This window comes from Terrimonas pollutisoli (assembly GCF_029360765.1).
Lineage (GTDB): Bacteria > Bacteroidota > Bacteroidia > Chitinophagales > Chitinophagaceae > Terrimonas_B > Terrimonas_B pollutisoli.
The window spans coordinates 28835-53841 of the sequence record NZ_JARKNA010000016.1 but is presented as its reverse complement, the minus strand read 5'-3'; the positions used below and the strand labels follow the sequence as shown (position 1 = coordinate 53841).

The 25007-nt window shown below is 39.7% G+C and carries 21 protein-coding genes; 14 read left to right on the top strand and 7 right to left on the bottom strand.

All coding sequences use genetic code 11. The annotated features are described in order from the left end of the window. The first annotated feature begins 41 nt into the window (after positions 1 to 41). The 6 genes from P2W73_RS20245 (at position 42) to P2W73_RS20220 (ending at position 7150) form a co-directional block, all read left to right on the top strand. The gene (locus P2W73_RS20245; RefSeq protein ID WP_276503921.1) at positions 42 to 941 is read left to right on the top strand and encodes a methyltransferase domain-containing protein; all 900 of its coding nucleotides are present in this window, start codon (positions 42 to 44) and stop codon (positions 939 to 941) included. A 51-nt stretch (positions 942 to 992) separates the two neighbouring features. Further along, a complete protein-coding gene (locus P2W73_RS20240) occupies positions 993 to 2528 on the top strand; it encodes a rhamnan synthesis F family protein (RefSeq protein ID WP_276503920.1) in 1536 nt (511 codons plus the stop codon). Then, positions 2518 to 3441 carry a hypothetical protein gene (locus tag P2W73_RS20235; protein ID WP_276503919.1) on the top strand — a complete coding sequence of 308 codons (924 nt, stop codon included), beginning with the start codon at positions 2518 to 2520 and terminating at the stop codon, positions 3439 to 3441. The genes P2W73_RS20240 and P2W73_RS20235 overlap by 11 nt, the downstream gene beginning before the upstream one ends. Beyond that, positions 3438 to 5606 carry a glycosyltransferase gene (locus P2W73_RS20230; protein ID WP_276503918.1) on the top strand — a complete coding sequence of 723 codons (2169 nt, stop codon included), beginning with the start codon at positions 3438 to 3440 and terminating at the stop codon, positions 5604 to 5606. Before P2W73_RS20235 ends, P2W73_RS20230 begins: the two co-directional genes overlap by 4 nt. Before the next feature lie 3 nt (positions 5607 to 5609). Next, positions 5610 to 6407, top strand: a complete 798-nt coding sequence (locus tag P2W73_RS20225) for an ABC transporter permease (RefSeq protein ID WP_276503917.1) — start codon at positions 5610 to 5612, stop codon at positions 6405 to 6407. Positions 6408 to 6562: 155 nt separating this feature from the next. Continuing rightward, positions 6563 to 7150, top strand: a complete 588-nt coding sequence (locus tag P2W73_RS20220; protein ID WP_276503916.1) for an ABC transporter ATP-binding protein — start codon at positions 6563 to 6565, stop codon at positions 7148 to 7150. On the opposite strand, the gene P2W73_RS20215 is transcribed toward P2W73_RS20220, so the two are convergent. Continuing rightward, positions 7147 to 8412, bottom strand: coding sequence for an O-antigen ligase family protein (locus P2W73_RS20215; RefSeq protein WP_276503915.1), 1266 nt, complete (start codon positions 8410 to 8412; stop codon positions 7147 to 7149). The genes P2W73_RS20220 and P2W73_RS20215 overlap by 4 nt on opposite strands. Before the next feature lie 85 nt (positions 8413 to 8497). Between P2W73_RS20215 and P2W73_RS20210 the strand changes: the two genes are divergently transcribed. Continuing rightward, positions 8498 to 9346, top strand: a complete 849-nt coding sequence (locus P2W73_RS20210; protein WP_276503914.1) for a glycosyltransferase family 2 protein — start codon at positions 8498 to 8500, stop codon at positions 9344 to 9346. On the opposite strand, the gene fabG is transcribed toward P2W73_RS20210, so the two are convergent. From fabG to lptB, 3 genes are read right to left on the bottom strand one after another with little or no spacing between them, the layout of a single operon-like run. Continuing rightward, on the bottom strand, positions 9284 to 10039 hold the full coding sequence (gene fabG, locus P2W73_RS20205; RefSeq protein WP_276503913.1) for a 3-oxoacyl-[acyl-carrier-protein] reductase: 756 nt from the start codon (positions 10037 to 10039) through the stop codon (positions 9284 to 9286). The two genes, P2W73_RS20210 and fabG, sit on opposite strands and share 63 nt — an antisense overlap. 48 nt (positions 10040 to 10087) lie before the next feature. Next, positions 10088 to 11614, bottom strand: a complete 1527-nt coding sequence (locus P2W73_RS20200; protein ID WP_276503912.1) for a GH3 auxin-responsive promoter family protein — start codon at positions 11612 to 11614, stop codon at positions 10088 to 10090. A gap of 35 nt (positions 11615 to 11649) precedes the next feature. Next, complete coding sequence (lptB, locus tag P2W73_RS20195) at positions 11650 to 12432, bottom strand: LPS export ABC transporter ATP-binding protein (RefSeq protein WP_276503911.1); 783 nt, start codon at positions 12430 to 12432, stop codon at positions 11650 to 11652. 185 nt (positions 12433 to 12617) lie between these two features. Between lptB and metF the strand changes: the two genes are divergently transcribed. Further along, complete coding sequence (gene metF, locus P2W73_RS20190) at positions 12618 to 13571, top strand: methylenetetrahydrofolate reductase [NAD(P)H] (protein WP_276503910.1); 954 nt, start codon at positions 12618 to 12620, stop codon at positions 13569 to 13571. 87 nt (positions 13572 to 13658) lie between these two features. Here metF and P2W73_RS20185 read toward each other — a convergent pair whose 3' ends face one another. Together P2W73_RS20185 and P2W73_RS20180 are read right to left on the bottom strand one after the other, a co-directional pair. Further along, complete coding sequence (locus P2W73_RS20185) at positions 13659 to 15602, bottom strand: peptidylprolyl isomerase (protein WP_276503909.1); 1944 nt, start codon at positions 15600 to 15602, stop codon at positions 13659 to 13661. Positions 15603 to 15666: 64 nt separating this feature from the next. Next, positions 15667 to 17103: a TlpA family protein disulfide reductase gene (locus tag P2W73_RS20180; RefSeq protein WP_276503908.1), complete on the bottom strand. Its 1437-nt coding sequence runs from the start codon at positions 17101 to 17103 to the stop codon at positions 15667 to 15669. A gap of 292 nt (positions 17104 to 17395) precedes the next feature. Between P2W73_RS20180 and rlmD the strand changes: the two genes are divergently transcribed. The 5 genes from rlmD to cysS all read left to right on the top strand — a co-directional run bounded on the left by rlmD (position 17396) and on the right by cysS (position 23420). Next, the gene (gene rlmD, locus P2W73_RS20175; RefSeq protein ID WP_276503907.1) at positions 17396 to 18802 is read left to right on the top strand and encodes a 23S rRNA (uracil(1939)-C(5))-methyltransferase RlmD; all 1407 of its coding nucleotides are present in this window, start codon (positions 17396 to 17398) and stop codon (positions 18800 to 18802) included. Between the two features lie 50 nt (positions 18803 to 18852). Next, positions 18853 to 19590: a rhomboid family intramembrane serine protease gene (locus tag P2W73_RS20170; protein WP_276503906.1), complete on the top strand. Its 738-nt coding sequence runs from the start codon at positions 18853 to 18855 to the stop codon at positions 19588 to 19590. A gap of 90 nt (positions 19591 to 19680) precedes the next feature. Then, complete coding sequence (locus P2W73_RS20165; RefSeq protein ID WP_276503905.1) at positions 19681 to 20607, top strand: rhomboid family protein; 927 nt, start codon at positions 19681 to 19683, stop codon at positions 20605 to 20607. Positions 20608 to 20705: 98 nt separating this feature from the next. Next, positions 20706 to 21833, top strand: a complete 1128-nt coding sequence (locus tag P2W73_RS20160; protein ID WP_276503904.1) for an endonuclease/exonuclease/phosphatase family protein — start codon at positions 20706 to 20708, stop codon at positions 21831 to 21833. Positions 21834 to 21917: 84 nt separating this feature from the next. Continuing rightward, positions 21918 to 23420, top strand: coding sequence for a cysteine--tRNA ligase (cysS, locus tag P2W73_RS20155; protein WP_276503903.1), 1503 nt, complete (start codon positions 21918 to 21920; stop codon positions 23418 to 23420). Between the two features lie 74 nt (positions 23421 to 23494). On the opposite strand, the gene mnmC2 is transcribed toward cysS, so the two are convergent. Continuing rightward, positions 23495 to 24175, bottom strand: coding sequence for a tRNA (5-methylaminomethyl-2-thiouridine)(34)-methyltransferase MnmC2 (mnmC2, locus tag P2W73_RS20150; protein ID WP_276503902.1), 681 nt, complete (start codon positions 24173 to 24175; stop codon positions 23495 to 23497). 62 nt (positions 24176 to 24237) lie between these two features. Between mnmC2 and P2W73_RS20145 the strand changes: the two genes are divergently transcribed. Then, positions 24238 to 24879 (top strand): DNA-3-methyladenine glycosylase family protein, encoded by a 642-nt coding sequence (locus P2W73_RS20145; RefSeq protein ID WP_276503901.1) that lies wholly within the window; start codon positions 24238 to 24240, stop codon positions 24877 to 24879. Positions 24880 to 25007: the final 128 nt, after the last annotated feature.

Genomic DNA, 25007 nt, shown 5'->3' with positions numbered 1-25007 from the left:
TGATGTTATCATGTCATATTGTAAGTGAATAAAAGAATAACATGAACAGCTACAGATTATTGCTTTGTAATGAGTCGCCCCATAATGGCAGGGTTTATTTTGTGTTAGGAAACTGCAGAAGGTGGATACCGTCTGGAACTCATATGGATTCATACGGTTTTAAATGGGAGGACATTGAAACTGTTTCCGCAGAATATATAGATTTGTTTGAACTTTCAGCTCCTCTGGCTTTGCCCGGTATACAATATACGCCTGATCTGCTGGTGGGAGCGATACGCGATCATATAGGCAGTCAACTTTCTGGATCGGGCATTGAATTCGGCGCTGCCTCTAATCCCTTTCCCTGTTCCATACATGCCATTATTGAGTATGCTGACTTTTTTGACAATTTCTCTGAAGACAGCCCTTACTTTAATAACAATACTTACACTAATGAGTTTGTGCGATGTAAATATCAAACTGGCATAGAGGATATGTCAGGCATAGCGGACCAATCCAAGGATTTTCTCATACTCTGCCATGTCATTGAGCATGTTCGAAATCCTTTACTTGCCATTGAAAAGGCCTGGACAAAGCTAAAACCAAATGGCAACCTTGTATTACTTGTTCCCCATAAAGAGTTGACTTTTGATTCTGCAAGAGATTTGACAACGTTGGATCACTTAATACTCGATTATAAACGTCCTTTACGCGAAAGGGATTTTCTGCACTTTGTAGAATTTTATGAGAAAGCTTTTGTTTCAGCAAACCCATATAAGAGGGCTGTAACCGAATTTAATAATAAATACAGCGATATTCATTACCATACCTGGAATGAGGACAGTTTTTTAGAAATGGTAAACTATTTTTCAAAAAATATAAAACCCTGGTCAAGCATAGTATATTACCCTCATTCAGTAGAAAAATCGGCCAACGAGTTTTATTTCATACTTCAAAAATAATTCAGCTACGGGTGAACTGGCTGGTATAGAAAAGAATTCAAAAAGTGTAAAGTGGCTAAATATTGTTGTTTATTCAATCATTTTAATCCTAAGAACAGCATCTATAATTATGTATATGCTCTCCTGGATGTATTTGCCTCGATTGAATGTGAAATAGTAATCATATCTAATTCTCCTTTTGAAGACAAAAATGTAAAGGAAAATTTAGAAGAAAAATATAAGTGCAAAGTTGTTGAGCGGGAAAACCAGGGGCTTGATTTTGGAGCGTGGCAATGGGCTATGAGAAATAAAATGGTTCCCGACGATACGGAGCATTTGTTTCTTGCAAATGATAGCGTTTTTGGTCCTTTTTTCGACATGCGTCCTATAATTGAAAGCATGACATCTGACCCCAGCATTGATTTCTGGGGATTAACCGATTCCTATGAAACAGAGTGGCATTTGCAATCTTACTTTATGGGCTTTTCCAGAAAGGCTTTCACAAGTGACGCCTTCCGATCAATCTTCAACCAGGACTTTGGTGTTTTAGGCAAGAAAAAAATTATAAGCAAGGGCGAAATTTTCCTATCACAATCTCTTCTCAAGAACGGGCTGCCAGGTAAAGCTTATTTTAGCTATGATAATTTCATATTACAATCCAAGGGAATAAACCACAATCCTACCCATTTTTTTTGGAGAGAGTTGATATGCGAGCATAATTTCCCTTTCGTTAAAAGAGACCTTGTGGTTTCTAATCCTGAAAATTTCGACGATATTCTGGACATTTTTTCTGTTATTGAAAAGAAAACTAATTATCCCGTTGACGATATCATTGAGGTGTTTTCCGATGGTCGCATCGATGGAAAACAGAACAACAATACAACACTCCGGCCCTTGGTGATATGTCATATATTTTTTTATGATATGGCATTAGCTTTTATCGATCAATTGACTATTCTCAATCAGCATAATTCATTTTTCATATTTAATATTTCTGCAGCACTTAGCAATAGCAAGCCGTTCATACAGATACTCAAAAAGGTTTTTCCCGCAAGTATAATAATAAACAGCTCACACAAGGGGAGAGATATTGGGGGGAAATTTGCCGCATTGAATGTTGCCTTAAAACTAAATATCCAGTCTGATATTACTTTAATTATTCATGATAAAAAAAGCCTCCACCTTGGAAATGGTGAATTGTGGAGAGACGAGTTATTTAAGATTATAAGTAAAGAATTGCTACCCACGGTTATTGAAAAATTTGAGAATAGTGATGAAACCGGTATTGTCTGTTCCGGTAATTATATTCAAAATGAGTATAACATCAAAACGGATAGTTTCATGTGCACAAGTAATAAGCAGTTGAAAATAATTTTAAACAATCATGATATACGAACCGACAACTATGACTTTATAGCAGGAAATATCTTCTGGATCAGAACAAAGCTTTTAAAAGATTTTTTTAAAAGCCGATCCCTGTTTAAAATCAGATCGGAGTTGGAGAAAGGAAATGTATTGGATTTTGGAAACGGAACATTTATACACTCATGGGAGAGGGCTATGTCATGGATTGCAACAAGTCAGGGATATAAGATTTATGGAGTCTAAACTGTCGGACATATGGCTAATAGCAAACCTTGAAGAAGCGAGGATAATATCCACGGAACTTTATCAGCAAAGACAAAAAATTTCTTTCCTGGTCAGGCCTTTCAATGCGGAAGAATTAAGAGATATATTGCAATACGTGTTTATGCCACAATTAAAACATGGATTTGCGATAACTGTTGATGCAAGGGAAATATTTGAAGAGAAGGGAGATGAGTGGGTTGATATTCTCTGTCTTCTCCTATTTCATCCTGAATATTACAAGTCACAAGAGAAGGTCATTGTTACTTTTTTGGCAGAGAAGGAAATATATGGGCAAACAGATTTAGTAAAAAATCGAATATTACAAGGAATAAGTTCACAGGGAATTGATAACATAGGTGTTGTTGATTTAAATAGTACAGAGACGAAGCCCGATCTCAATCACGGGATTACTTACATTCAACCAGCTTTATTCGAATCGATTGAGAAGTTTACGGATTTTTATCTTTCCAGCTTATTGGGAAGTGAAGATAGACTCCAGCTTTTTATCCGGCAGGATACCGGTTTAACAAATTGTCTGCAGGACTTTATAACAGATGCTGAATCCAAACTATTCCAGGAAGAGATGCATCTTGTACGTCTTATACAGTTGTTGCATAAAAAATCGGTCGGCTTACAAGATGCGCTACACGTAAACAAGCTCCTAGAAGAGGATCTGAAAGCAAAAAAGGATTATTTAGATTATATTTTTAGAAAAGCCAATGATTCAGACGCTCCGTTTAGCGATTTGCTGAAGTTGAAAAAGTATTATACAAACGAATATGAAGTACTTCCTTTATGGTATAAACGCTTTGGTCATATCATTAAGGTAGTAATGGGAAAACGAACTTTCCGGTCTTTATTTTCTAATGAAGTAAAAAAGTATAAAGATTGAGATATTGGCTACTTACGACGGAGTATCCGCCTTTCTTTGGCGGCGGAATCAGTACATACTGCTACAATACGGCAGTTATGCTGTCAACAAAAGGACATTTTGTTTCGATATTTATCAATGATGCGACAGTAAATGATATTCAAGTTGAAGAGTGGAATGGAATACGTGTTATCCGGTTCAACCCTTTACGGACTGGGTCATCACATTTTCTGGGGCATGTTACAAATATCAGCTATGAATTTGCTCATGTTGTAAAACACTTCATTTTAAAAGAAGGAAAGCCCGATGTAATTGAGGCCCAGGAATATTTGGGTATTGCTTATTATCTCTTGCAATACAAATATCTTCTTTATGAGTGGTGCAAGGAAATCCCTGTACTTATTACAATGCATTCGCCTTCGTTTTTATATATGGAATATAACCATATACCACAATATCGCTACCCTAACTTCTGGATATGTGAGATGGAGCGCTTCTGCTTACAGGCTGCCAATCATATCATATCGCCGAGTGAATATATGGTTAAGGAACTGTATAAACGATTTGAATTGGCCAACAGGAATTTAACAATTGTGCCTAACCCTTTTGCTAATCCACGGGAGTTTCCCGATAAGCCTGAATGGAACGAGCGGGCCAATCAAATTGTTTTTTACGGTAAACTTACTGCGCAAAAAGGAGCTTTCAGATTGCTTGCATATTTCAAAGATTTGTGGGAAAAGGGATTTAACAGGCCTTTGTATTTATTAGGTGGCCAGGATATTGTGTACCATGCCGAGGGTGCTTCAATGGGTGACCTGATACGAAAAAGATTTAAGAAATACATCCAAGCTGGGTTATTAAAAATGGAAGACAGGATTCCACCAGCTCAAATCAGCAAACGATTAGCTGATGCCGAAGTTGTAATTATTCCAAGCAATAACGACAACCTGCCCTATGTGGTCTTTGAAATGATGGCACTCGGTAAGATTCTGCTCGTATCCCGGCAAGGTGGACAAACCGAAGTTATCGAACATAGTGTAGATGGATTTATTTTCGATCACGAATCACCTGAAACATTTGGCGAGCAATTACAATCTATATTGCTATTAACCAATGAGCAGCGAAAAGCAATTTCGGCAAATGCAATTAAGAAAGTGAAGACACGGTATGGCTTCGAAGTTATTTATGAGGAAAAGATAAAAGTATTGAATGAATTAACTCAAAGGCAACATAAGACTTCGATATTTCCCTTTGTACGGCCACAAAAGCATAAGAAACAGACTGAAAGAGCAGGGATCCCTGGAAAGCTTTCAATTGTGATACCTTACTATAATATGGGAAAATATATCGATGAAACAATTCAATCTGTAATACAATCCGATTTTGAAAATAAAGAAATCATCATTGTAAATGATGGCAGTACAGACGAAGCCAGTGTCAGGCAACTGAATAACTACCGAAGCCTGCCACAGATTAAAGTGATAGATATTTCTAACGGTGGCTTGGGGAATGCCAGGAATTTGGGGGCAAGGGTATCCAGCGGTGAGTATCTTGCTTTCCTGGATGCGGATGATACGGTAGATTCTAAATATTATTCTCAGGCAGTTCATGTTTTCCATGAATATGAAAACGTAGACTTTGCCGGATGTTGGATAAAGTATTTTGGTTCTTCAACAAAAACATGGCCTGCTTTTTTACCAGAACCTCCTTTGATTCTTTTTCACAACCTCATTAATACCAGTTCATTGGTTTATAAACGAAGCAGTTTTATGAATGCAGGATTGAATGAAACTAACATGGTATTTCAGGGTTTAGAAGACTATGAGAGTCTAATTAACCTATTAAGTAACGGTTATAAAGGCGTAGCAATCCCGGAAGCATTATTCAATTATCGTATACGCCCTGATTCTATGATTAGGTATATATCGAAAGAGAAAAAGCTTTTTCTATATCAATATATCAGCCACAAGCATAGCCGGTTTTATGCTACTTTTGCCGCCGATATTTTCAACCTTGTGAATGCCAACGGTCCCGGAATTTCACTGGATAATCCCTCACTCGATCATAATCTGGCAGACAAACTGCCTTTTGGTGGCCAGGCGTCATTGAGAATAATAAGTATTATTAAACGAAACAGATATGCCAAAAGGATGGCCTATAAATTATACCGGCTTTTTAAAAAATAATCTATGATTCTTAAAGTAGTGAAAGACTGGTTCGGGCGAACCAATAAAATTGAACGTCTTTGGTTATTAGCAAAGATTGAATTTAAACTGCGATACTATGAAAACAAACTAGGATTGTTTTGGGCACTACTGAAGCCGATATTGGATATCTGCATTTACTACATAGTGTTTAAGCAAATATTGAAATCTGATGTGCCAGCTTTTGCTTCATTTCTTTTTATTGGCTTGATTATCTGGAATTTTTTTGTTGAATCCACTTCAGGAACAATACAAATATTAAATTCCAAAAAGTATTTGTATGAGTATAGCAATATGAATAAGCTTGAAATTTATATTTCAACCTTATTGAGCAATGCGATTGGTTTCTTTTTCAATTTTGTCATGTTCTTATTATTTTACAATCTTATTGAAAAAGATTCAATGGGTCTGTCTGTGTGCAACTTTTGGATAGCTCTGCTTTTTCTGAATCTTTTTATTCTTTCATTGGGTATATCTTTGATTTTGTCAAATATTTACATCATTGCGAAAGATATTTCTCAGATATGGACGGTCTTTACAAGCTTTCTTTTCTTCTTATCACCAATTCTATATAGTCTAAAAACATTTAGAAGCGCTTTACCCTCTTTTGATTATGCAAATCCTATTGCCGGGATTATTATCAATGCCCGGCATGTGATGATGGGAGGCAGAAACCCGGACATGCAATTACTTGTATGGGACATAATATATGCAACTTTCCTGTTACTAACCGGACTATGGACACTTAACAAACTGGGATCTAAAGCCGCTGAGAAACTTTAATTAAAGCTATGGAAAACAATTTCGCTATTAGTGCAAAGAACATCAGTAAAACCTTTCATATAAGCGAGGATAGTCACAATACAGTAAAGCATCGTTTATTTAATTTGTTTAACCCGCCCCGTCGTAAGCAGGTGCAGGCACTTAGAATGGTTTCGATGGATATTGAAAAAGGTGAATGCCTGGGTTTGATCGGCCGAAATGGATGTGGTAAGTCAACTCTAATAAAATTACTTTCAGGCGTTTATCCTACCGATACAGGGTATCTTAAAATAGAAGGAACTACGATGCTTATGAACCTCGGTGTGGGGATGAGTCATGAGTTAACGGCACGAGAAAACATTTATGTTTCCGGCTCTGTGCTTGGGTTAAAAATTAAAGAAATTGATAAGTTGTTTGACAAGATAGTGGCATTCGCAGAACTGGAAGAGTTTATTGATACTAAGATTAAATATTTTTCATCAGGGATGATGGCCCGTTTGGGATTTTCAATTGCAGTTAATGCAGGAGCAGATATTATGTTTTTGGACGAAATATTTGCTGTAGGAGATATGAAATTCCAGGAAAAAGCAATTAAAGTTTTTGAAAGTTCATGGATTGAGGGAAAGACGGTTGTACTTGTAAGCCACAGTATGGATACGATTCGTAAATATTGCCGGCGTTCTGCATTTATGAAAAATGGAGAATTAAAGTTTATTGGTGATACAGAAAAGGCAATTGAGTTATACATAGCCGACAATAATTAACGAAATCTTGCCTTGATGCCGGGCTTTTTACAAGAGATTAAAAAAGGGACAAAAAAGCCAACCAACAAAGCACCCAGGCTCCGGTCAAAATAGTTTTCGGTAATCATGGCTAAACTGAAGGTAATAAGGATGAGCAGTGCCAATCCGTCTTTACTTTGGGCGAATTGGATCGCTGGAAAAAATATCCAGCCTGCAAAAAAAAGAATGAAGCCTATGATTCCCAAGCTGTAAAGAATGTCAAGGTAGTTGTTGTGGACGTTCTTGTTGGTAGCGATAGCGAAGTGGAATTGTTTTTGTTCATATACTTTAAACAATTCATCCTTTTTATCACCTAGTCCAACACCTGCTATGGGATGCTCTTTGAAGATTTGCCAACCACATTGCCAGGCAGCGAGGCGAAAATTAGCGCCATTCCACTGGTCAGAAGTGAGCTGTCCGGCATAGTGGCTTTCCTTTGCTTGGCTTTGGTAGTCAAATTGGGTGAATGCTAATTCCTTAAACCTGTTAATGGTTTTGGGGAAAAATTTGAATATCAAAAAACCGGCGATGATCATGCCCATTATTAATGTGGCTCCTTCCAGCCATTTTTTCTTTTTGAAAATATAATAAAAAGAAAAACCAATGGTTGAGGCATATAGAATGAGCATCATATTTCGGCTGGCCAAAAGGTAACTAATGATAAATAAAAAAATAATGCCGAATCCCAGCCAAAATTTATACCCGCCGGATAACCGGGAATAAAGAAGGTGATAAGCAAAGATGTAAATGGACATGTTAACTAATAGTGATGTGTAAATGGATTGCTGGCCGATCAGAAAAGATAATGCATCGTTATATAGCCAGGCGGTGTCATGATGTTGACGATATCGAAAAATGGAGTAGCAAAGGCTAATGAAACAGCAAATGGTTACAATGGAAGCAATGCCAAGCAGTATTTTATTCCTTTGATCTTTTGACAATTGTATTAAACCAATGCTCAATGGAAACAATACCAGGGGGAGACGCAATTGCACAAAACGGGACGCAGCATGATGATTGCTTGAAAAAAAAGAACTGGTAAAAAGTAAAACTGCAAAAGCCAGCATAAACCAAATGGCCTTTCGCTCTTTTAAAAGATGAATTTTTTGCCGAATGGGGTTATTGATAAGGGCTGCCAAAATCACCAGGCCCATTGTAATAACTTTTAACGCAACAGCAACGGATAAAAACAGAGAGGCGATAAATAACAAACAGCAGGGTATGATAAGATGCTCTCTTTTCATTAAGATAAATTTTTACCCGGCAAAGGTAGCCTGCGAATGAAGGCATAAGGAAAAATTTTTGAACCTGAAAAATGTTAAGCGAAGTATGGAATTACTTTCAGTGGTGATCATAACATACAATGAAGAAAAGAACATCGGAAGATGTCTTGATTCACTAAGAGAAGTTGCAGATGAAATCGTAATACTTGATTCTTTCTCGACTGACCGTACAGTGGAAATTGCAGAGGAGAAGGGAGCTGTTGTGTTTCAGCAAAAATTTGCGGGATACATAGCGCAGAAGAATGCAGCGCTGGAGTTTGCAGAGAATAATTATGTACTATGCCTGGATGCAGATGAAGAGCTCGACGACCAACTGAAAGCATCTATCTTAAAAGCTAAAAAAGGGTTTGCCTTCAGGGCTTATAAGATGAACCGTTGTGCCAATTACTGTGGCAAATTTATCCGGCATGGAAGCTGGTATCCTGAATCAAAAGTTCGCTTGTTTGATAAACGTTATCTTAAATGGGGTGGGCTGGATCCGCATGATAAAGTGATTGTGCCACCCACTGTTGCTGTTTGCCCGTTGAAGGGTGACCTGCTTCATTATATTTGTAATAGCGTTGAAGAACATGTAAAAAGAAGTAATAATTTCAGCACCATCGCCGCCCGGTCACTTTACTTCGTTGGCAAAAAAACCAATTGGTTAAAAATAGTGCTCAGCCCGTTGTGGTCATTTATACATGCCTATATCCTGAGAGCGGGATTTTTAAATGGCTACCGTGGCCTGATGATAGCAAGTCAGCAGGCACGGTATCACTTTCTGAAATATTTTAAACTTTACCAGCTACAGCGGAATAAAATAACGGTGACAATACCGCCGCAGCCACGGACTTTAAATATTCAAACCCCCACAAACACTGATCGTCTGTCCCGTGATGTAAGAGCCCATGTTTGATGCCAGGAACAAAGTGGTATTTGCAATATCTTCAGCGCTGGCAAAACGGCCTAAGGGAATTCCTGCTTTGTATTTATCACCTGCATCACCTTCTTTAAGGTAGCTTGTCATATCTGTTTCTACAAAACCGGGTGCTATGGCATTGCAACGAATGTTGCGGCTTCCCAGTTCCTTTGCAACGCTTTTGGTAAATCCAATGATACCTGCTTTTGAAGCTGCATAACTGGTTTGACCCGCATTACCCATTTCCCCAATTACAGAACTCATATTGATAATGCTTCCATTTCTCGCTTTCACCATCGGTTTGATGACCTGCTTGGTCATATAGAATACACTGTTCAGGTTTACTTTTATTACTTCATCCCATTGATCAGGGCTCATTCTCAGTAGCAAATTATCTTTCGATATACCGGCATTGTTCACACATATATCCACTGTTCCAAATTCTTTCAATACATCATTGACAAAAGCTTCACATTGGGCAAAATCACCCGCGTTGCTTTTATAACTTTTTGCCTTTACATCCAGTGCTTTTAACTTTTCTTCGAGTGCCAAAGCTTTTTCAGCACTGCTATCACTTACATAAGTAAACGCAACATTCGCTCCGTGCTCCGCAAATTTCATAGCGATGGCCTCGCCAATGCCTCTTGCAGCACCTGTAACTATGGCAACCTTTCCATTTAATAGTTTCATTGGATTATTTTATTTGAACAAAAATAAGAGAATCGGCCAGTTGAATAATCAAAGTGAACCAGCGAAGAATTTTATTTCTTCTATATACTTTCTTTCGTTACTAAGTCGTGGAACTTTATGTTGTCCGCCCAACTTTCCTTTGCTATGCAGCCATTGATTAAAGGTTCCCTTTTTCAATGCATGAAGTACCGGTAATCTAAGCGCAATACCTTTATGCCGCTTAGCCTCATAATCACTATTAATACTTTTTAAGGCTGTATCGAGCTCTTGTGTAAATAAGTTGAGATCCGAAGGTTCTTTTTCAAATTCTATCAGCCATTCGTGGGCGCCATTTGAAGTGTCGGAAAAATAAACGGGAGCAGCCGTATAATCATTTACAACAGCACCTGTTTTTTCTGAAGCAATGGCAATGGCTCTGTCAGTGTTATCAACAATCACTTCTTCACCAAACGCATTGATATAATGCTTTAATCTCCCCGATACTTTTACTTTGAATGGTTTTAAGCAAGTAAATTGTATGGTATCTCCAACGAGATATCGCCATAGACCTCCATTAGTACTGATGATAAGTGCATAGTTTTTTCCTAGTTCCACGTCCTGCAGGCTGATGGTCTGCGGATGTTTTTTACCATATTCGCTTACGGGCATAAACTCCATGAAAATGCCATGATCAGTAAACAAAAGCATGCCGTCATCGCCGGGATTTTCCTGGGCGGCAAAGAACCCTTCGCTGGCATTATACATTTCCAGGTAATTGATTTTTTTGCCAATCAATTTTTGAAACTGCTCTTTATAAGGAGTAAATGAAACACCACCATGCATGTACAACTCTAATGATGGCCATACTTCAGCCATCGTTTTTTTGCCGGTGATTTTTAAAATGCGTTTAAATAAAACTAATGTCCAGGTGGGTACGCCTGATATGGAGGTAACATTTTCTTTAATGGTACTGTTTGCCAGTTTCTCTATTTTATTTTCCCATTCGTCCATCAAGGCAATGCTGAGATCGGGTGTTCGCAACCAATGACCCCAAAAAGGCGTGTTTTGCAGCAATACCGCACTTAAGTCCCCGTACTGCGCATCATTGTTCATGGGATTAATATTATGACTACCTCCTAATACCAAACCTTTACCTGTTAATAAAGCAGAATCGGGATTAAAATTATAATACAAGGTCAGCACATCTTTGGCGGCTTTAAAATGGCATTCTTCCAGGCTTTCTTCACTGATGGGGATGAACTTGCTTTTATCGCTGGTGGTACCGCTGCTTTTCGCAAACCAATAAATGGGTGTATTCCAAAGAATATTTTGTTCACCCTGCATGATGCGTTCAATATAAGGTTTCAGATCCTCGTATTCATGAATGGGAACAGCTTGCTTAAAGGATCGGACATTAAACAATTCATGAAAGTTGAATTTCCTTCCAAACTCGGTGTATTGAGCCGAAGTCACCAGGTCCTGCAGTACTTCACGCTGTGCATCCAATGGATTATTTTTCCACGCTTCGATGCGCCAAAAACGCATCCGGGCCAGGGATGATATGGCAGGACTTAAAATGCTCATTGCTGGTGGCAAAATAAAGCATTTGACTGAATTGTAGGTATTGAAGATTACCGGGCTGATTCGCCTGCAGCTTTTATCGCCTCTTCGTGCAAATAGTCTTTTCTTTTCAACTCAAAGTTTCTTCCAAGGTATAATTTTCTTACTTGTTCATCAGCAGCCAATTCTTCTGCAGTTCCATGTTTGAAAATTTTTCCATCGATCAAAAGATAGGCTCTGTCACAGATGGAAAGTGTTTCTGTCACGTTATGATCGGTAATAAGAATACCGATGTTTTTATATTTTAATTTAGCAACAATTGCCTGTATATCTTCTACGGCTATGGGGTCAATACCCGCAAAGGGTTCATCCAGGAGGATAAATTTTGGATCAACAGCCAGGGCCCGGGCTATTTCGGTTCTTCTTCTCTCACCCCCGCTCAATACGTCGCCATTGCTTTTGCGAACATGATGAAGCCTGAACTCGTCTAACAGCGATTCCATTTTTTCCTTTTGCTCCTGCTTGCTAAGCTTTGTCATCTCTAAAACTGCCGTAATATTATCCTCAACACTCAATTTGCGAAATACAGATGCTTCCTGCGGGAGGTAGCCAATGCCCATCTGTGCTCTCTTATACATCGGCAAAGAAGTAATATCCAGGTCGTTTAGAAAAACAGTGCCTTCATCCGGCCGCACAAGACCAACCACCTGGTAAAAAGAGGTTGTTTTACCGGCACCATTGGGGCCCAGCAAACCGACAATCTCTCCCTGGTTTACCTGAAATGAAACATGGTTAACAACTGTTCGGCTGCCATATTTCTTGACAAGATTTTGAGCATATATACTAGTGGACATAAGATTGCAAAAATAAGACATGCCATCGAGCCGCTCAAGAAGTTCCAAAGGTTTAACAGGTTTAAAGGCCTGGCCCTTTAAACTTGTTGAACTTATTAAACCTTTTAAACCTTTTCTATATTAGCTTTGCACCCCAATGAAACAAGGCCGGATTGTCCCGGCTTTTTAATAATGTAAAGAACCTGATGAAAGTTATTGATCACATAAAAGGAGCTAAGGACACACTGATCTCATTTGAGGTATTGCCTCCATTAAAAGGAAAAGGTATTGAAGCGTTGTATAGACATCTTGACCCCTTAATGGAATTCAGGCCATCGTTTATCAACGTTACCTATCATCGCAGTGAGCATGTATTTAAAAAAAGAGCTGATGGTAGTTTTGAAAAAGTGATCATCCGCAAGCGGCCGGGCACTGAAAGCATTTGCGCGGCTATCATGAACAAATACAATGTCGATACGGTTCCGCATCTCATTTGCGGCGGCTTTAGCATCAATGATACCGAAGATGCCCTTATCAACCTTCGTTACCTGGGTATTGATAATGTATTGGTGCTGCGGGGTGATGCTGCAAAAAATGAGGCCACCTTTGAACCCGAGCCCGATGGTCACCGCTATGCCAGCGATCTGCTTAAACAAGTAGTTCAATTGAATGCCGGAATCTACCTGGAAGAAGATCTTAAAGGAACTCACAAAACAGATTTTTGTATCGGCGTAGCTGGTTATCCTGAAAAGCATTTTGAGGCGCCTAATATGCAAACCGATCTCAATTACCTGAAAGCAAAAGTGGATGGCGGAGCAGACTATATTATTACGCAAATGTTTTTTGACAATGCAAAATATTATGAGTTTGTAAAGGCCTGTCGTGATATTGGTATCACCGTTCCTATTATCCCTGGATTAAAACCCGTCTACAGTAAAAAACAATTGACTGTTTTACCGAAGACCTTCCATATTGACCTTCCAGCTGATCTTGCCAACGAAATATTAAAATGCAAAACAGATGAAGAGGTGGAAAAAATAGGAGAAGAATGGTTATTGGAGCAATCGAAAGACCTGAAGAAAAATGGCGTTCCTGTTTTACATTATTATACACTCGGCAGGCCATTCATGGTAGCCAACGTGGTCAAAAAGCTTCTATAGTCTTAATCTTTAAAAAAGAGAAAGGTTGCCGAAACAGCAACCTTTCTTTTTTTATTATATATACTATAAAATCAGCTTTAAACGATATCAATGAATCTTTCCTGAAACCACATCATTGACAACTTTGTCATCCAGTTTCACCGGATATTTTTGCCGCAGTTGCTTAATCCACTCTTCTTCGAGCCAATTTTGATAGTCATTCATCACTAGCCCCTTTGCCTCGTTGAAACTACGTGGTGTCGGCTGATTGTATACTTTAGTAATTAAAGCAAATGAAGATGTCTTATCAGTCGCATTTACAGATAGCGGAGTGATCATCCCTGGCTTAGGCGTTGTTTTATCTAATCCGGGAATTTGTGTCCACTCATACCGGACTGAATCAGCTACAATTTTTTCTTTGTGAGGTTCTAATAACTCTTTCCAGTTAGCTGGATTTTTCTTTAACTGATCAGCAAATACCGTAGCGCTGGCGTCATCAGAGCAAAAAAAGATGATGGCATCAGCGCTTTGTTTCCAGTTGTAGGCCTCCTTATTTTTATTATACAATGCCTGCAAAGCGGCTGTATCATTTTGTGCCTTATTCCACACTTCCTGCTGCATGATTTCAAAAAAGAGATTACCATCCGTAAACTCTTCCATTTGATTGCGGAAATCCGAATTAAAGTCTTCGAGATGCGCCCGGTAGTATTGATAGAGAGAGCTTTTAATAAACTCATCCATCAAATCAGGATATGATTTTATCTTGCCTGATGTATTGTAACGGTTCATTTTTGCAAAATTGATCCATTCATCAACCGTATAAACAGTGCTTCCAATTTTGAAAAGACCCGACCCTTTATTCATGGTTCGTCCCATTAACCCCGGCTTGCTATCCAGCAAGCTATCTGACAATGACCACAGCACTACTTCTTTATACGGCAACTGCTGTAAACCTGCTTTGCTTTTCACCTGTATGTAAATAAAATCCTTCGCGGTTTTCCATCTGTCCGTTGCTTTTACTTTTTTCGACAGCTCATCTATATTGTCTTTATCCTTAGCATTTGTGATCACAGGTTTGGTTGAAATCTTTTTTACAATATGATAGCCATGTGTAGTCACAAAAGGTTTGCTTACCGCTCCATTTTTTAATGACCATACCTGCTTTTCAAATACCGGATCGTACTGGCCTATAGAAATATCAGGAATGTTTCCTTCCGTTGCGGCACTTACGTAGTCGTTGCTGTAGGTGGAAGCCAGTTTGCCAAAATCTTCACCCGCTAAAATTTTTTTGTAAATAGAATCTGCCAGCAATGCTGTCTTCTTTTTATCGGCATCTGAAATGCCGGGCGGGAAGGCCAATAATATCTGCTGCACTTTGACTTTACCCAATGCTTTTCTTTCCCCCAGATTTTTAAAAATATGATACCCGACTTTGGACATGTATGGCTTTGAGTATTTCCCGACAAGTGTAGAATAAATTATGTTTTCAAATTCGTAAGGCAGCGTAAAAACAGTGATGTAGCTCAAATCACCTTTGTTTGTTTTGGCAGCCGGATCATCAGAGAGCTGCTGTGCAACGGTCATAAAATCTTCGCCTTTTGCCAGTCGGTCAGTTACTTCGTTGAGCTTCTTTTGTGCAGTGATAGTATCAATTGCGCCGTTTGCATTTTTCAATGAAATAAAAATGTGAGCCGCATGCACATCTTTCAAGCTACGCTGAAAAGCTTCTTTTGTCATCCGGTCGATAACAGCCGGATCATTCATGTAGTTTTCGATAACCTGGCTGCGTAGGTTTTCCACCTCAACTTTTATTTGTGGAAGCGTATCGTATCTCCTGTCATACGCTTCCCGGATTTTAAGACGGGAGTTTATATAAAGGTCCAGGTACTCTTTCACCGCCTTTGGTGACGATGGTTGTTGGTTATTGCGGTTATAGGCCCTCAAAAAATCTTTTGCGTCAGCCTTATGACTACCGTAGGTAAATAATGTCTGAGACGAAACGGGAGATACAATTGCGAAAATGAATAAAGCAGTCAGCCAGTTTTTTGTCATGGTATGAATTTTCAAATGCCTTAGAATAACGAATTTGAATATCAATTATTGGAACTAATATTATTTATTGTGATTGCATTTTTACGTTTATAATCTCATCGGCCTGTTGCCAGGTAAGCTTTTTAGCTATGATCCTTTTATCCCTATCCAGCAGGAAAACCGCAGGCACCACCTGTGCGTCGTACAGCTGCGTGTAGCCAGGTATGCCGGCATCTACCCTGGTTTTCTCCTCGGCTTTGGAATAATAGACATTGGTCCAACCCTTTAACTGGTATTTATGGATAAAGTCCATCCAATCCTTTTTTGAACCATCTGTTTCTTTCGCCACTGCATAAATTTTTACCCCATTATGCTTCCATTTAGCCTGGTACATTGAATCCATCACGGGCAACACTTCCTTGCAATGTCCGCAGGTGGGATCCCAAAAACAAACGATGGTAAAACGGGAAGTGTCACTATACAATACCTTAGTAACTCCGGCCGTATCGGGCAGGGAGATATTTTCAGCGGGGTTGCCCATGATATTCGCCATCAGGCTATAGGCTCTTTCTGTAATGATCTTTTTGCCTTGGGGAGTGAGCCAGTCATAGTTTTTTTGCGAAAAATATTTTTCAAACAGGTGAACAAACACCTTATCCTCCCACATGTATTTCATGTTGAGATAGCGGTTCACAAATTTTACCAGCAGGTACCTTGTCATTTCAGGGCTGGCAGATGCATAGCCTAACATCCAGTCTATTTCTTTAATAACCGAGTCAGGGTGCTGGTAAACCAGCGTATTATAATACTTATCCAATCGTTCATCAAACAAGGAGGCTGGAGTACGGCTCATTCGGTCATCCCAAAAACCCAATCCATCCCAATAATGATCTTTAAAATAGCGGTAGGCAAATGTCGAATCATATTTTCCACCAGGATGTTTTTCAGCAGGCGGAATTTTTGGTTCTTCCATTAAGTGCATCAATAGGCTGAGAATATTATCCGGATGCTTCGCAATAAACTGTGACCGGTAGGCCGATATTTCTTCTAAGGTTTTTTTGATATTTTCAGTAATGCCCGCCGAGTCTTTGGCCGTTTTGGCTGTTTTTAAAGCATTGTTATTGGATTCGATAGTCGCTCCTTTCCTGGCCATATATTTCTGATACTCGTTGAAGAGTTCATTATCAGGCGAGTTCACAAATTTTTTTGCCCTCGAATCAGTTGTATCAGCTATCAATGAAAATTGCTGCTTTTTGTCGATCAGTATCTCGAGGAACCTGTCCTTATTTGGATATACAACCAGGTATATACCTCCGCCTAACTCTTTCGGACCTTTAAAAACTCCTTCACTTTTTTCATTCAATTTTACCGAATCAACTACGGGATATTGTTTACCTGAATAATGGCCAAGGTAGATATATTGATTTTTGACAGGCTTAAGCGTTACTTTTATCTCATAACCGTTTTGTGCAAATGCGAGAGAAGATAGCAGCAAAAGCGGGATCATTGACAATTTTTTCATCCGTTGACTTTCATATGTTTAATTGTTATCATTTTTTTGGCCATATGGAATTCGCCAAATAAACGTACCGTTGATAGCAAACATTATCATGGCTCATTTCATTTGATTTGGTCGTTCAAGAGCCAGAATAATCGGTAAAGTTATCTAAAAAACCTCCGGAATTGCAACGCCGGAATCCATTAACAAATTGTTTCATAGAGGTTTTAACCCTTGAAACAGTTGCTTTCTCTAAAAATTAGAGAAATATCTGGTTTTGGGTCACCGTTAAAAGCCGGGGGCTTAGTTTTGCGCCGTGAGCAGAAAAAAGAAAAATATTGTACTGGAAAAGATAAGAGTGGAAGATTATGCCGCGGAAGGTAAGTCGTTGGCAAAAGTTGATGGTAAAGTGATTTTTATTGAAGGCGTTGTCCCTGGCGATGTGGTTGATGTTCAATTGGGCCGAAACAAAAAAGATTGGGCCGAAGGACGACCGCTTCGGTTTCATTCATTATCACCCGACAGAGTTGAGCCATTTTGCTCCCATTTTGGCGTTTGCGGTGGCTGTCAATGGCAAATGTTGCCATATGAAAAACAATTGCAATACAAACAACGGCAGGTTAAAGACAATCTTCAGCGGATCGGTAAAGTTCAATTACCTGAAATGATGCCCATACTCGGCGCAAAGGAAACAAGATACTATCGCAATAAAATAGAATACACTTTTGGTAACAAGCGATTCTTGCTGAAAGAAGAGCTGAATGACCCCTTGATCAGCAGCCAGCAAAATGTAGCTGGTTTTCACGCCAAAGGCATGTTTGACAAACTGGTAGATATTCAAACATGCTACCTGCAGGAAGAACCAACCAATGCGCTACGGCTGGCCATCAAAAAATTTGCCCTGAACCATAATTACAGTTTTTATGACATCCGCAATCATACAGGGTTTTTAAGAACCATGCAGGTGCGTTTATGCACCACCGGAGAGTTAATGGTAAATATTGTATTTGGCGAAAAACAGGACCGGAAAATCAAAGTATTGCTCGACCATATTTTGGATTTATTTCCGGGAATTACCACCCTCCTTTACACCATTAACATGAAGAAAAATGACAGCCTTCATGATTTGGAACCGGTTATTTATTCCGGAAAAGGATATGTGATCGAGAAGCTCGAAGATTTTTCGTTTAAGATCGGGCCTAAGTCTTTTTTTCAAACCAATAGCAGGCAGGGCGAAGCGTTATACAAAGTTACCCGGGATTTTGCTGAACTGACGGGCAATGAAACCGTATATGACCTTTATTGTGGCACGGGTAGCATTGGCATTTTTGTAAGCCGGAGCGCCAAAAAAATTATCGGCGTGGAAATGATTGCAGCTGCAATAGAAGATGCTAAAGAAAACGCCGCACTGAACAATCTGAACGATACGGCGTTCTTTGCAGGAGACGTGATCGACGTTTGCAATGATGAGTTTTTTGCCGACCATGGACGACCTGACGTAATCATCACCGATCCACCGCGGGCCGGCATGCATGAAAAACTGGTGAGAAAGATATTGGATATGGCGGCGCCAACCGTGGTGTATGTAAGTTGTAATCCCGCCACACAGGCAAGAGACCTTAACTTACTCAATGAAAAGTATGAGGTAAAGAAGATTCAGCCGGTTGACATGTTTCCGCACACCTTGCATATTGAAAATGTGGTTCAGTTAAAATTAAGATAGTAGAAGATTAGTTGTCCGGCCTTTAAGCAGTAAAAAAGTATTTTTGTTTTATGAGTCAATTTCGTTTTACACGACCCAGCAATTTTCCCCCGATTGTCAAAAACCTTATCATCATTAATATTTTGGTTTGGATTGCCCAACTGATTTTTCATAAGGATTTTGATCTCACCAATAAAATTGCTTTATACCCTATTGATACACCTTACTTCAAGCCATACCAGATAGCTACACATATGTTTGCTCACGCAACTTATGATGGCTTTGGCAACATTATGTTCTTTCATATCCTTTTCAATATGTTTACGCTGTGGATGTTTGGAAAGATCCTGGAGAATGTGTGGGGCTCAAAACGATTCTTATTCTTTTACCTGTCTTGTGGTGTTGGTGCTGCTTTATGTCATTTATTAGTTCAACACCTGCGTTTTGATCCTGCTTTGGTTCAACAGCTTGAAACTGCTTATGTGAACCAGGATCAACAAGCTTACAATGCTCTCATGCCTAAAGTAAGTGGATTTTTTGCGTCGGCTGTTGGCGCTTCAGGCGCCGTAATGGGAGTAATGGTGGGCTTTGCCTATTTGTTTCCCAATACTGAACTATACCTCATGTTTATCCCAATTCCGGTAAAGGCCAAATGGGCCATTTTGGGTTTGGTATTATTAGATCTTTTTGGCGGTATTAATCCCCTGCAGGGTGATAACATTGCTCATTTCGCCCATTTAGGCGGAGCTATAACGGGTTTTATAATCGTTTACATCTGGAACAAAACCAACCGCAAAACGTTGTATTGATAAAGGGTTTTAAACAGGTGACAAACGATAATTTCTGCATGTCATTATCTTCCTGTTTTGAACATCCTGGTTTACTTTTGCATTGACACTATGGCGTACCACGAACGACAGCACCGAAAACGATTATCACTGGCGCAGGCAAATAATGCGTTGATCCTCTTAATTGCGATCAACATGATCATCTTTGTTGTTCTTGCCTTTTTATACGCTGTCTTTCACCTGCGCTATGAAAATGCAGCCGAAGCCCGCCATTTTTATGAAACAAAAATTTTAAGCCAGTTCGCATTGCCTGCTGACTTCAGTAAAATAGCCGCCAAACCCTGGACCATCCTTACCCACATGTTTACCCACGACAGTGTTTGGCATCTGCTTGGGAACATGCTATGGCTTTGGGTTTTTGGTTATATTTTTCTTGATCTTACCGGCAACCGTAAGATCATCCCACTTTATATCTATGGGGCTTTGGGTGGCGCTTTGGCATTTATTTTAGCGTATAATTTTTTACCTGGCTTGAAGCAATCACTTCCGGTGGTTCAGGCCTTGGGTGCATCTGCGGGTGTCATGGCTATTGCGGCAGGCGTAACCACTATTTCGCCAGGCTACCGGATCTTTCCTATGCTCTTCGGCGGCATTCCTATTTGGGTGTTAATGGTTATTTATCTCATCATTGACCTAGCCGGTATCCCGCTTAGTAACCCGGGCGGGCATATCGCTCACCTGATGGGTGCTTTGACAGGGTTTTTATTCATTGTTTCTTTCCGTCGTGGCTATGACTGGAGCGAATGGATGAATAATTTCTTTGATTGGTTTGGTAATCTTTTCAATCCTGATAAACCCAAAAAGGGAAAAAACATCAAGCAAGAGCTGTTTTATAAATCAGACAAGCAGCCTTATAAAAAAACACCCAATATCACTGAGCAAAGGGTCAATGAAATTTTGGATAAGATCAACCTCAAAGGATATAATACCCTAACCGAAGAAGAAAAAGATATTTTAAGAAGGGCCAGCCAGGAATAGCGCAGGTTCAAAAGTTTAATAGGTTTAAGGCTGGCTGCTTATGGTTTTCAAACTTTGAACCTCTTTATCTTCCCTCCCTTTTTTTGTAATTTGCAACAATGGCCAACAAGTTGCGGATTTACTCCAAACGATTCCTGATTTTGCTTAATTGCGGGATTGTTTTCTTGTTTTTACTGGCCTGTTTAAATCCTTATATCAATCCTCAAAATTGGTGGTTTGTTTCTCTTTTGGGAATAGGATTTCCTTTTTTGTTACTGGCGGTAGTTGGCTTTTTGATTTGGTGGCTTTTTATAAAAAAAAGATATGCCCTTATTTCCGGGATAGCGCTGCTGTTGGGATTAAAAAATATAACTGCTTTTTTTTCTTTTCATTTTCCACGAAGCTTCAAGGCTGAAAAAAAACTGCAAACCATCCGCATAGCTACCTGGAATGTGGCCCGGTTTATTGAAATGAGAAAAAATAATAACAAGGGTAGCCAAACCAGGTTAAAAATGTTGGAGCAAATAAAGCAACAAGATGCTGACATCATTTGCCTGCAGGAGTTTTTTCATTCGTATGATGAAGACTGGTATCATAATATTGACTTCATGCGTGACAGTCTCCACTATCCTTATTTCTGTTATTCGTATGAAGCTGATGGCGATAAAAAATTTACCGGTAATGCTATTTTTTCCCGCTTCCCGATTATTGATAGTGGCTTGATCCGCTATCCGCGACCCTCCATGCCTGAGAATTTGGTGTATGCCGATATTCGGTTAAAAAATCGGATTATCCGCGTTTATACCACGCACCTGCAATCTGTTCAACTTAGAAAAAGCGATTATGAAACCATTGAGAACATCAAAGAGGGAGAAGAAGGTATTAGCCCCAAGTCAAAAACAATTTTCTCAAAACTAAAAACTGGAGTCATCAACCGGAAAATACAAACCGACATCATCAACCAGGTGTTGGGCGACAGCCCATATCCCACCATCTTTTGTGGCGATCTGAATGATATCCCGAACTCTTATACCTATTTTAAAATAAAGGGTAATATGCAGGACGCCTTCTTAAGAAAGGGATTTGGAATCGGCCGCACTTTTTCAGCCATTTCGCCTACGCTAAGGATTGATTATATTTTTGCCGACCGGCGTTTTCGGGTTGCACAATTTAAACGTATTGTAAAAAACTATTCAGACCATTATATGCTGGTTTCGGATATGGAGCTTAAAACGATCGGCCGCTAGCAACTCCGGTTCAATATCGGAGGATAATTACCATTACTTTTGCATCAATTTTTTGCAAGAAACAGGCGTTGAAAGTCAAAATTTATGAGTGAACTGAAAGTCTATAATTCGTTGTCGAGAACTAAAGAAGTTTTTACTCCCATCACACCGGGGCATGTGGGATTGTATGTGTGCGGACCAACAGTAAGTGGCGAAAGTCATTTGGGTCATGCCAGGCCCTACATAACTTTTGATGTGATCAATCGTTACCTCGGATATTTAGGTTATAAAGTTCGATACGTCAGGAATATTACAGATGCCGGTCACTTTGAGGAAGAAGGAAGAGAAGCAGAAGATAAAATTTCTAAAAAGGCCGTGCTGGAGAAGCTGGAACCAATGGAGCTGGTGCAGAAATACACCAACCTGTTTCATTGGGCGATGCAGCAGTTTAATACATTGCCTCCTTCGATTGAGCCCACAGCCACCGGGCATATCGTTGAACAAATTGGCATGATCGAAACGATCATCAAAGCCGGTTATGGTTATGTAGTGAATGGCTCTGTTTATTTTGATGTAAAAAAATATGCTGCTTCGCATGACTACGGTAAGTTAAGCGGTCGTGTTATTGACGATCTCTTAGAAACCACCCGTGACCTGGAAGGCCAGGAAGAAAAAAGGGATAAAGCTGATTTTGCCCTATGGAAAAATGCCGCACCTGAGCATATTATGCGTTGGCAAAGTCCCTGGGGTGTGGGCTTCCCGGGCTGGCATATCGAATGCTCCGCGATGGCCACAAAATACCTGGGATCACAGTTTGACATTCATGGCGGCGGTATGGACCTTTTATTCCCGCATCATGAAAGTGAAATTGCCCAAAGTACCATTTGCAATCACCAGGCGCCTGTTCGCTATTGGATACATAACAATATGATCACCATCAACGGTAAGAAGATGGGCAAGAGTTATAATAACCAGATCATGCTAACAGAGATGTTTAGTGGTAGCCACCCAATACTGGAAAAAGCTTACCATCCAATGGTAATACGATTTTTTATCCTGCAAACGCATTACCGGAGTACATTGGATTTTAGCAACGACGCGTTGCAGGCAGCCGAAAAGGGATTAAAGAGACTCTGGGAAGCGTATGAAAATTTAGGAAAATTGAGAGATGCCGGATACGAACTAAAAGATACAGGCAGTGATCCCGAACTCGATGCCCGTGTGGTCAAGCTTATAGGTGAGTTTGACGATTTCATGAATGACGACTTCAGCACGGCCCGTGTTTTGGCTAACATGTTTGAACTCGTACCGGTGATCAACTCGATGAAGGATAAAATCATTCCTGTTGATTCCCTGTCAAAAAAGACGTTCGAACTATTACAGCAACAATTCAAAATTTATATCGAAGACATTCTTGGGTTAAAAAGCATTGCCGAAGCAGATAATAAAAAACTGCAGGGGCTGATGCAATTACTCATCGATATTCGCAAAGAAGCAAAAGGAAAAAAAGATTTCGTTACATCCGATAAGATAAGAAATCAACTGGCCCAATTAGGCATTTCATTGAAAGATGAGAAGGGTGGTGAAATGAGCTGGAGTATAGATTAACAGAACCACGATTTGTAGGATTGAAAGGGATTTTGAGGTAATTATTAAACTCCTCCTAATCCATCTAAATCAATTTAATCGTGGTTCTTTTTTGCCCTCACCATTTCTCTTTTGCCGGGAGGTCCGGGAATTTTTTCAACCATAAACCCTGCAGCCTGCATAGCCCGGCGAACTTCCCCTTTACTGCAGTAGGTAGTCAGCAATCCCCCTGGATACAGCATAGAAATAAGTTTTTGAAATATTTCCTTTGTCCAAAGTTCTGGCTGCGCAGTTGGCGCAAATGCGTCAAAGTAAATAACGTTGAACCGTTGGCTGGATGAAAAGTTGGCCAGGTTGGTTTTTACTTTTTGCAATTTGAAAAAAGAAGAAATATCGACTTCCTGATTCCATTCACAATTGTGTAAACGTTCAAAAATGGCAGGCAAGTCCGGCCTTTTTAACTGATCACAATAATTCAACGCAGCTATTTCCTCGTGTTGCAAAGGAAACAATTCAACAGCCGTATAATTGACATGCATATTCAGCTTTTCTGCTTCAATATATGTCAGCAACGCATTGAGTCCCGTGCCAAAGCCCATTTCGAAAATGTGAATGTCACCGTGATTAGAATTTAATAACCAGGATTTGAGCCCGGCTTCAATAAATACATGCAGGGATTCCTGTATAGCGCCATGCAGGGAATGATAAGTGACATTCATTTCCGGGACTGAAACGGTATGAGAACCGTCTTTTGTGATAACTGGTTGCCGCAGCATGCGACAAAATTCTATATTTATTCCCCAAAAAAATCGATTCTCTCAATCAATAAAAACAAGTCATGCACTACGTCGCACATCTTTCCAGGGATAAGAAATTGAAGAAGCTGATCGAAAGCGGAAAAACCTATGAGTTGAGAAAAAGAAAAAATATCTGCACTTATCTGTGCGCCTCTATCATGAGCCAGCAATTATCTACCAAGGTAGCGACGGTCATTCACAATCGCTTTCTCGCTTTATATGCTGGCAAAGAGCCTACTCCGCAACAAATACTTGATACTCCCTTCGAAACCTTGCGGGCTATTGGCTTATCCAACGCCAAAGTGAGTTATGTAAAAAACGTGGCGCAGTTTGAAATTGATTTTGGCATGGATCATAAGAAACTGCATAAAATGGATAACGAGGAAGTAATTGTTTACCTCACCCAAATAAAAGGCGTAGGACGATGGACCGTTGAAATGCTGCTGATGTTTGCCCTTGGCCGTGAAGACGTATTTGCTATCGATGACCTTGGCATTCAAAATGCGATGATCAAGCTATATAAACTTGACCGTGAGGATAAAAAGAAATTCAAGGAAGATCTGCTCCGCATCTCCCAAAAATGGTCTCCCTACCGGACTTTTGCCTGCAAACACCTATGGGAGTGGAAGGATAATGCACCGGTACCTGTCAAACCCAAACAAAAGCCGGCTGCAAAAGCCTGATTATTCGTATTTCTGTCTTTTGTCCATTCAGGGCGTTGGCAAAGCAAAGCATATTTAATTTTTTCCTTTTCAAAAATATCCGCCGAAAAGCAATGTGGACAATAATTTGACAAAAACGGAGTTAATAC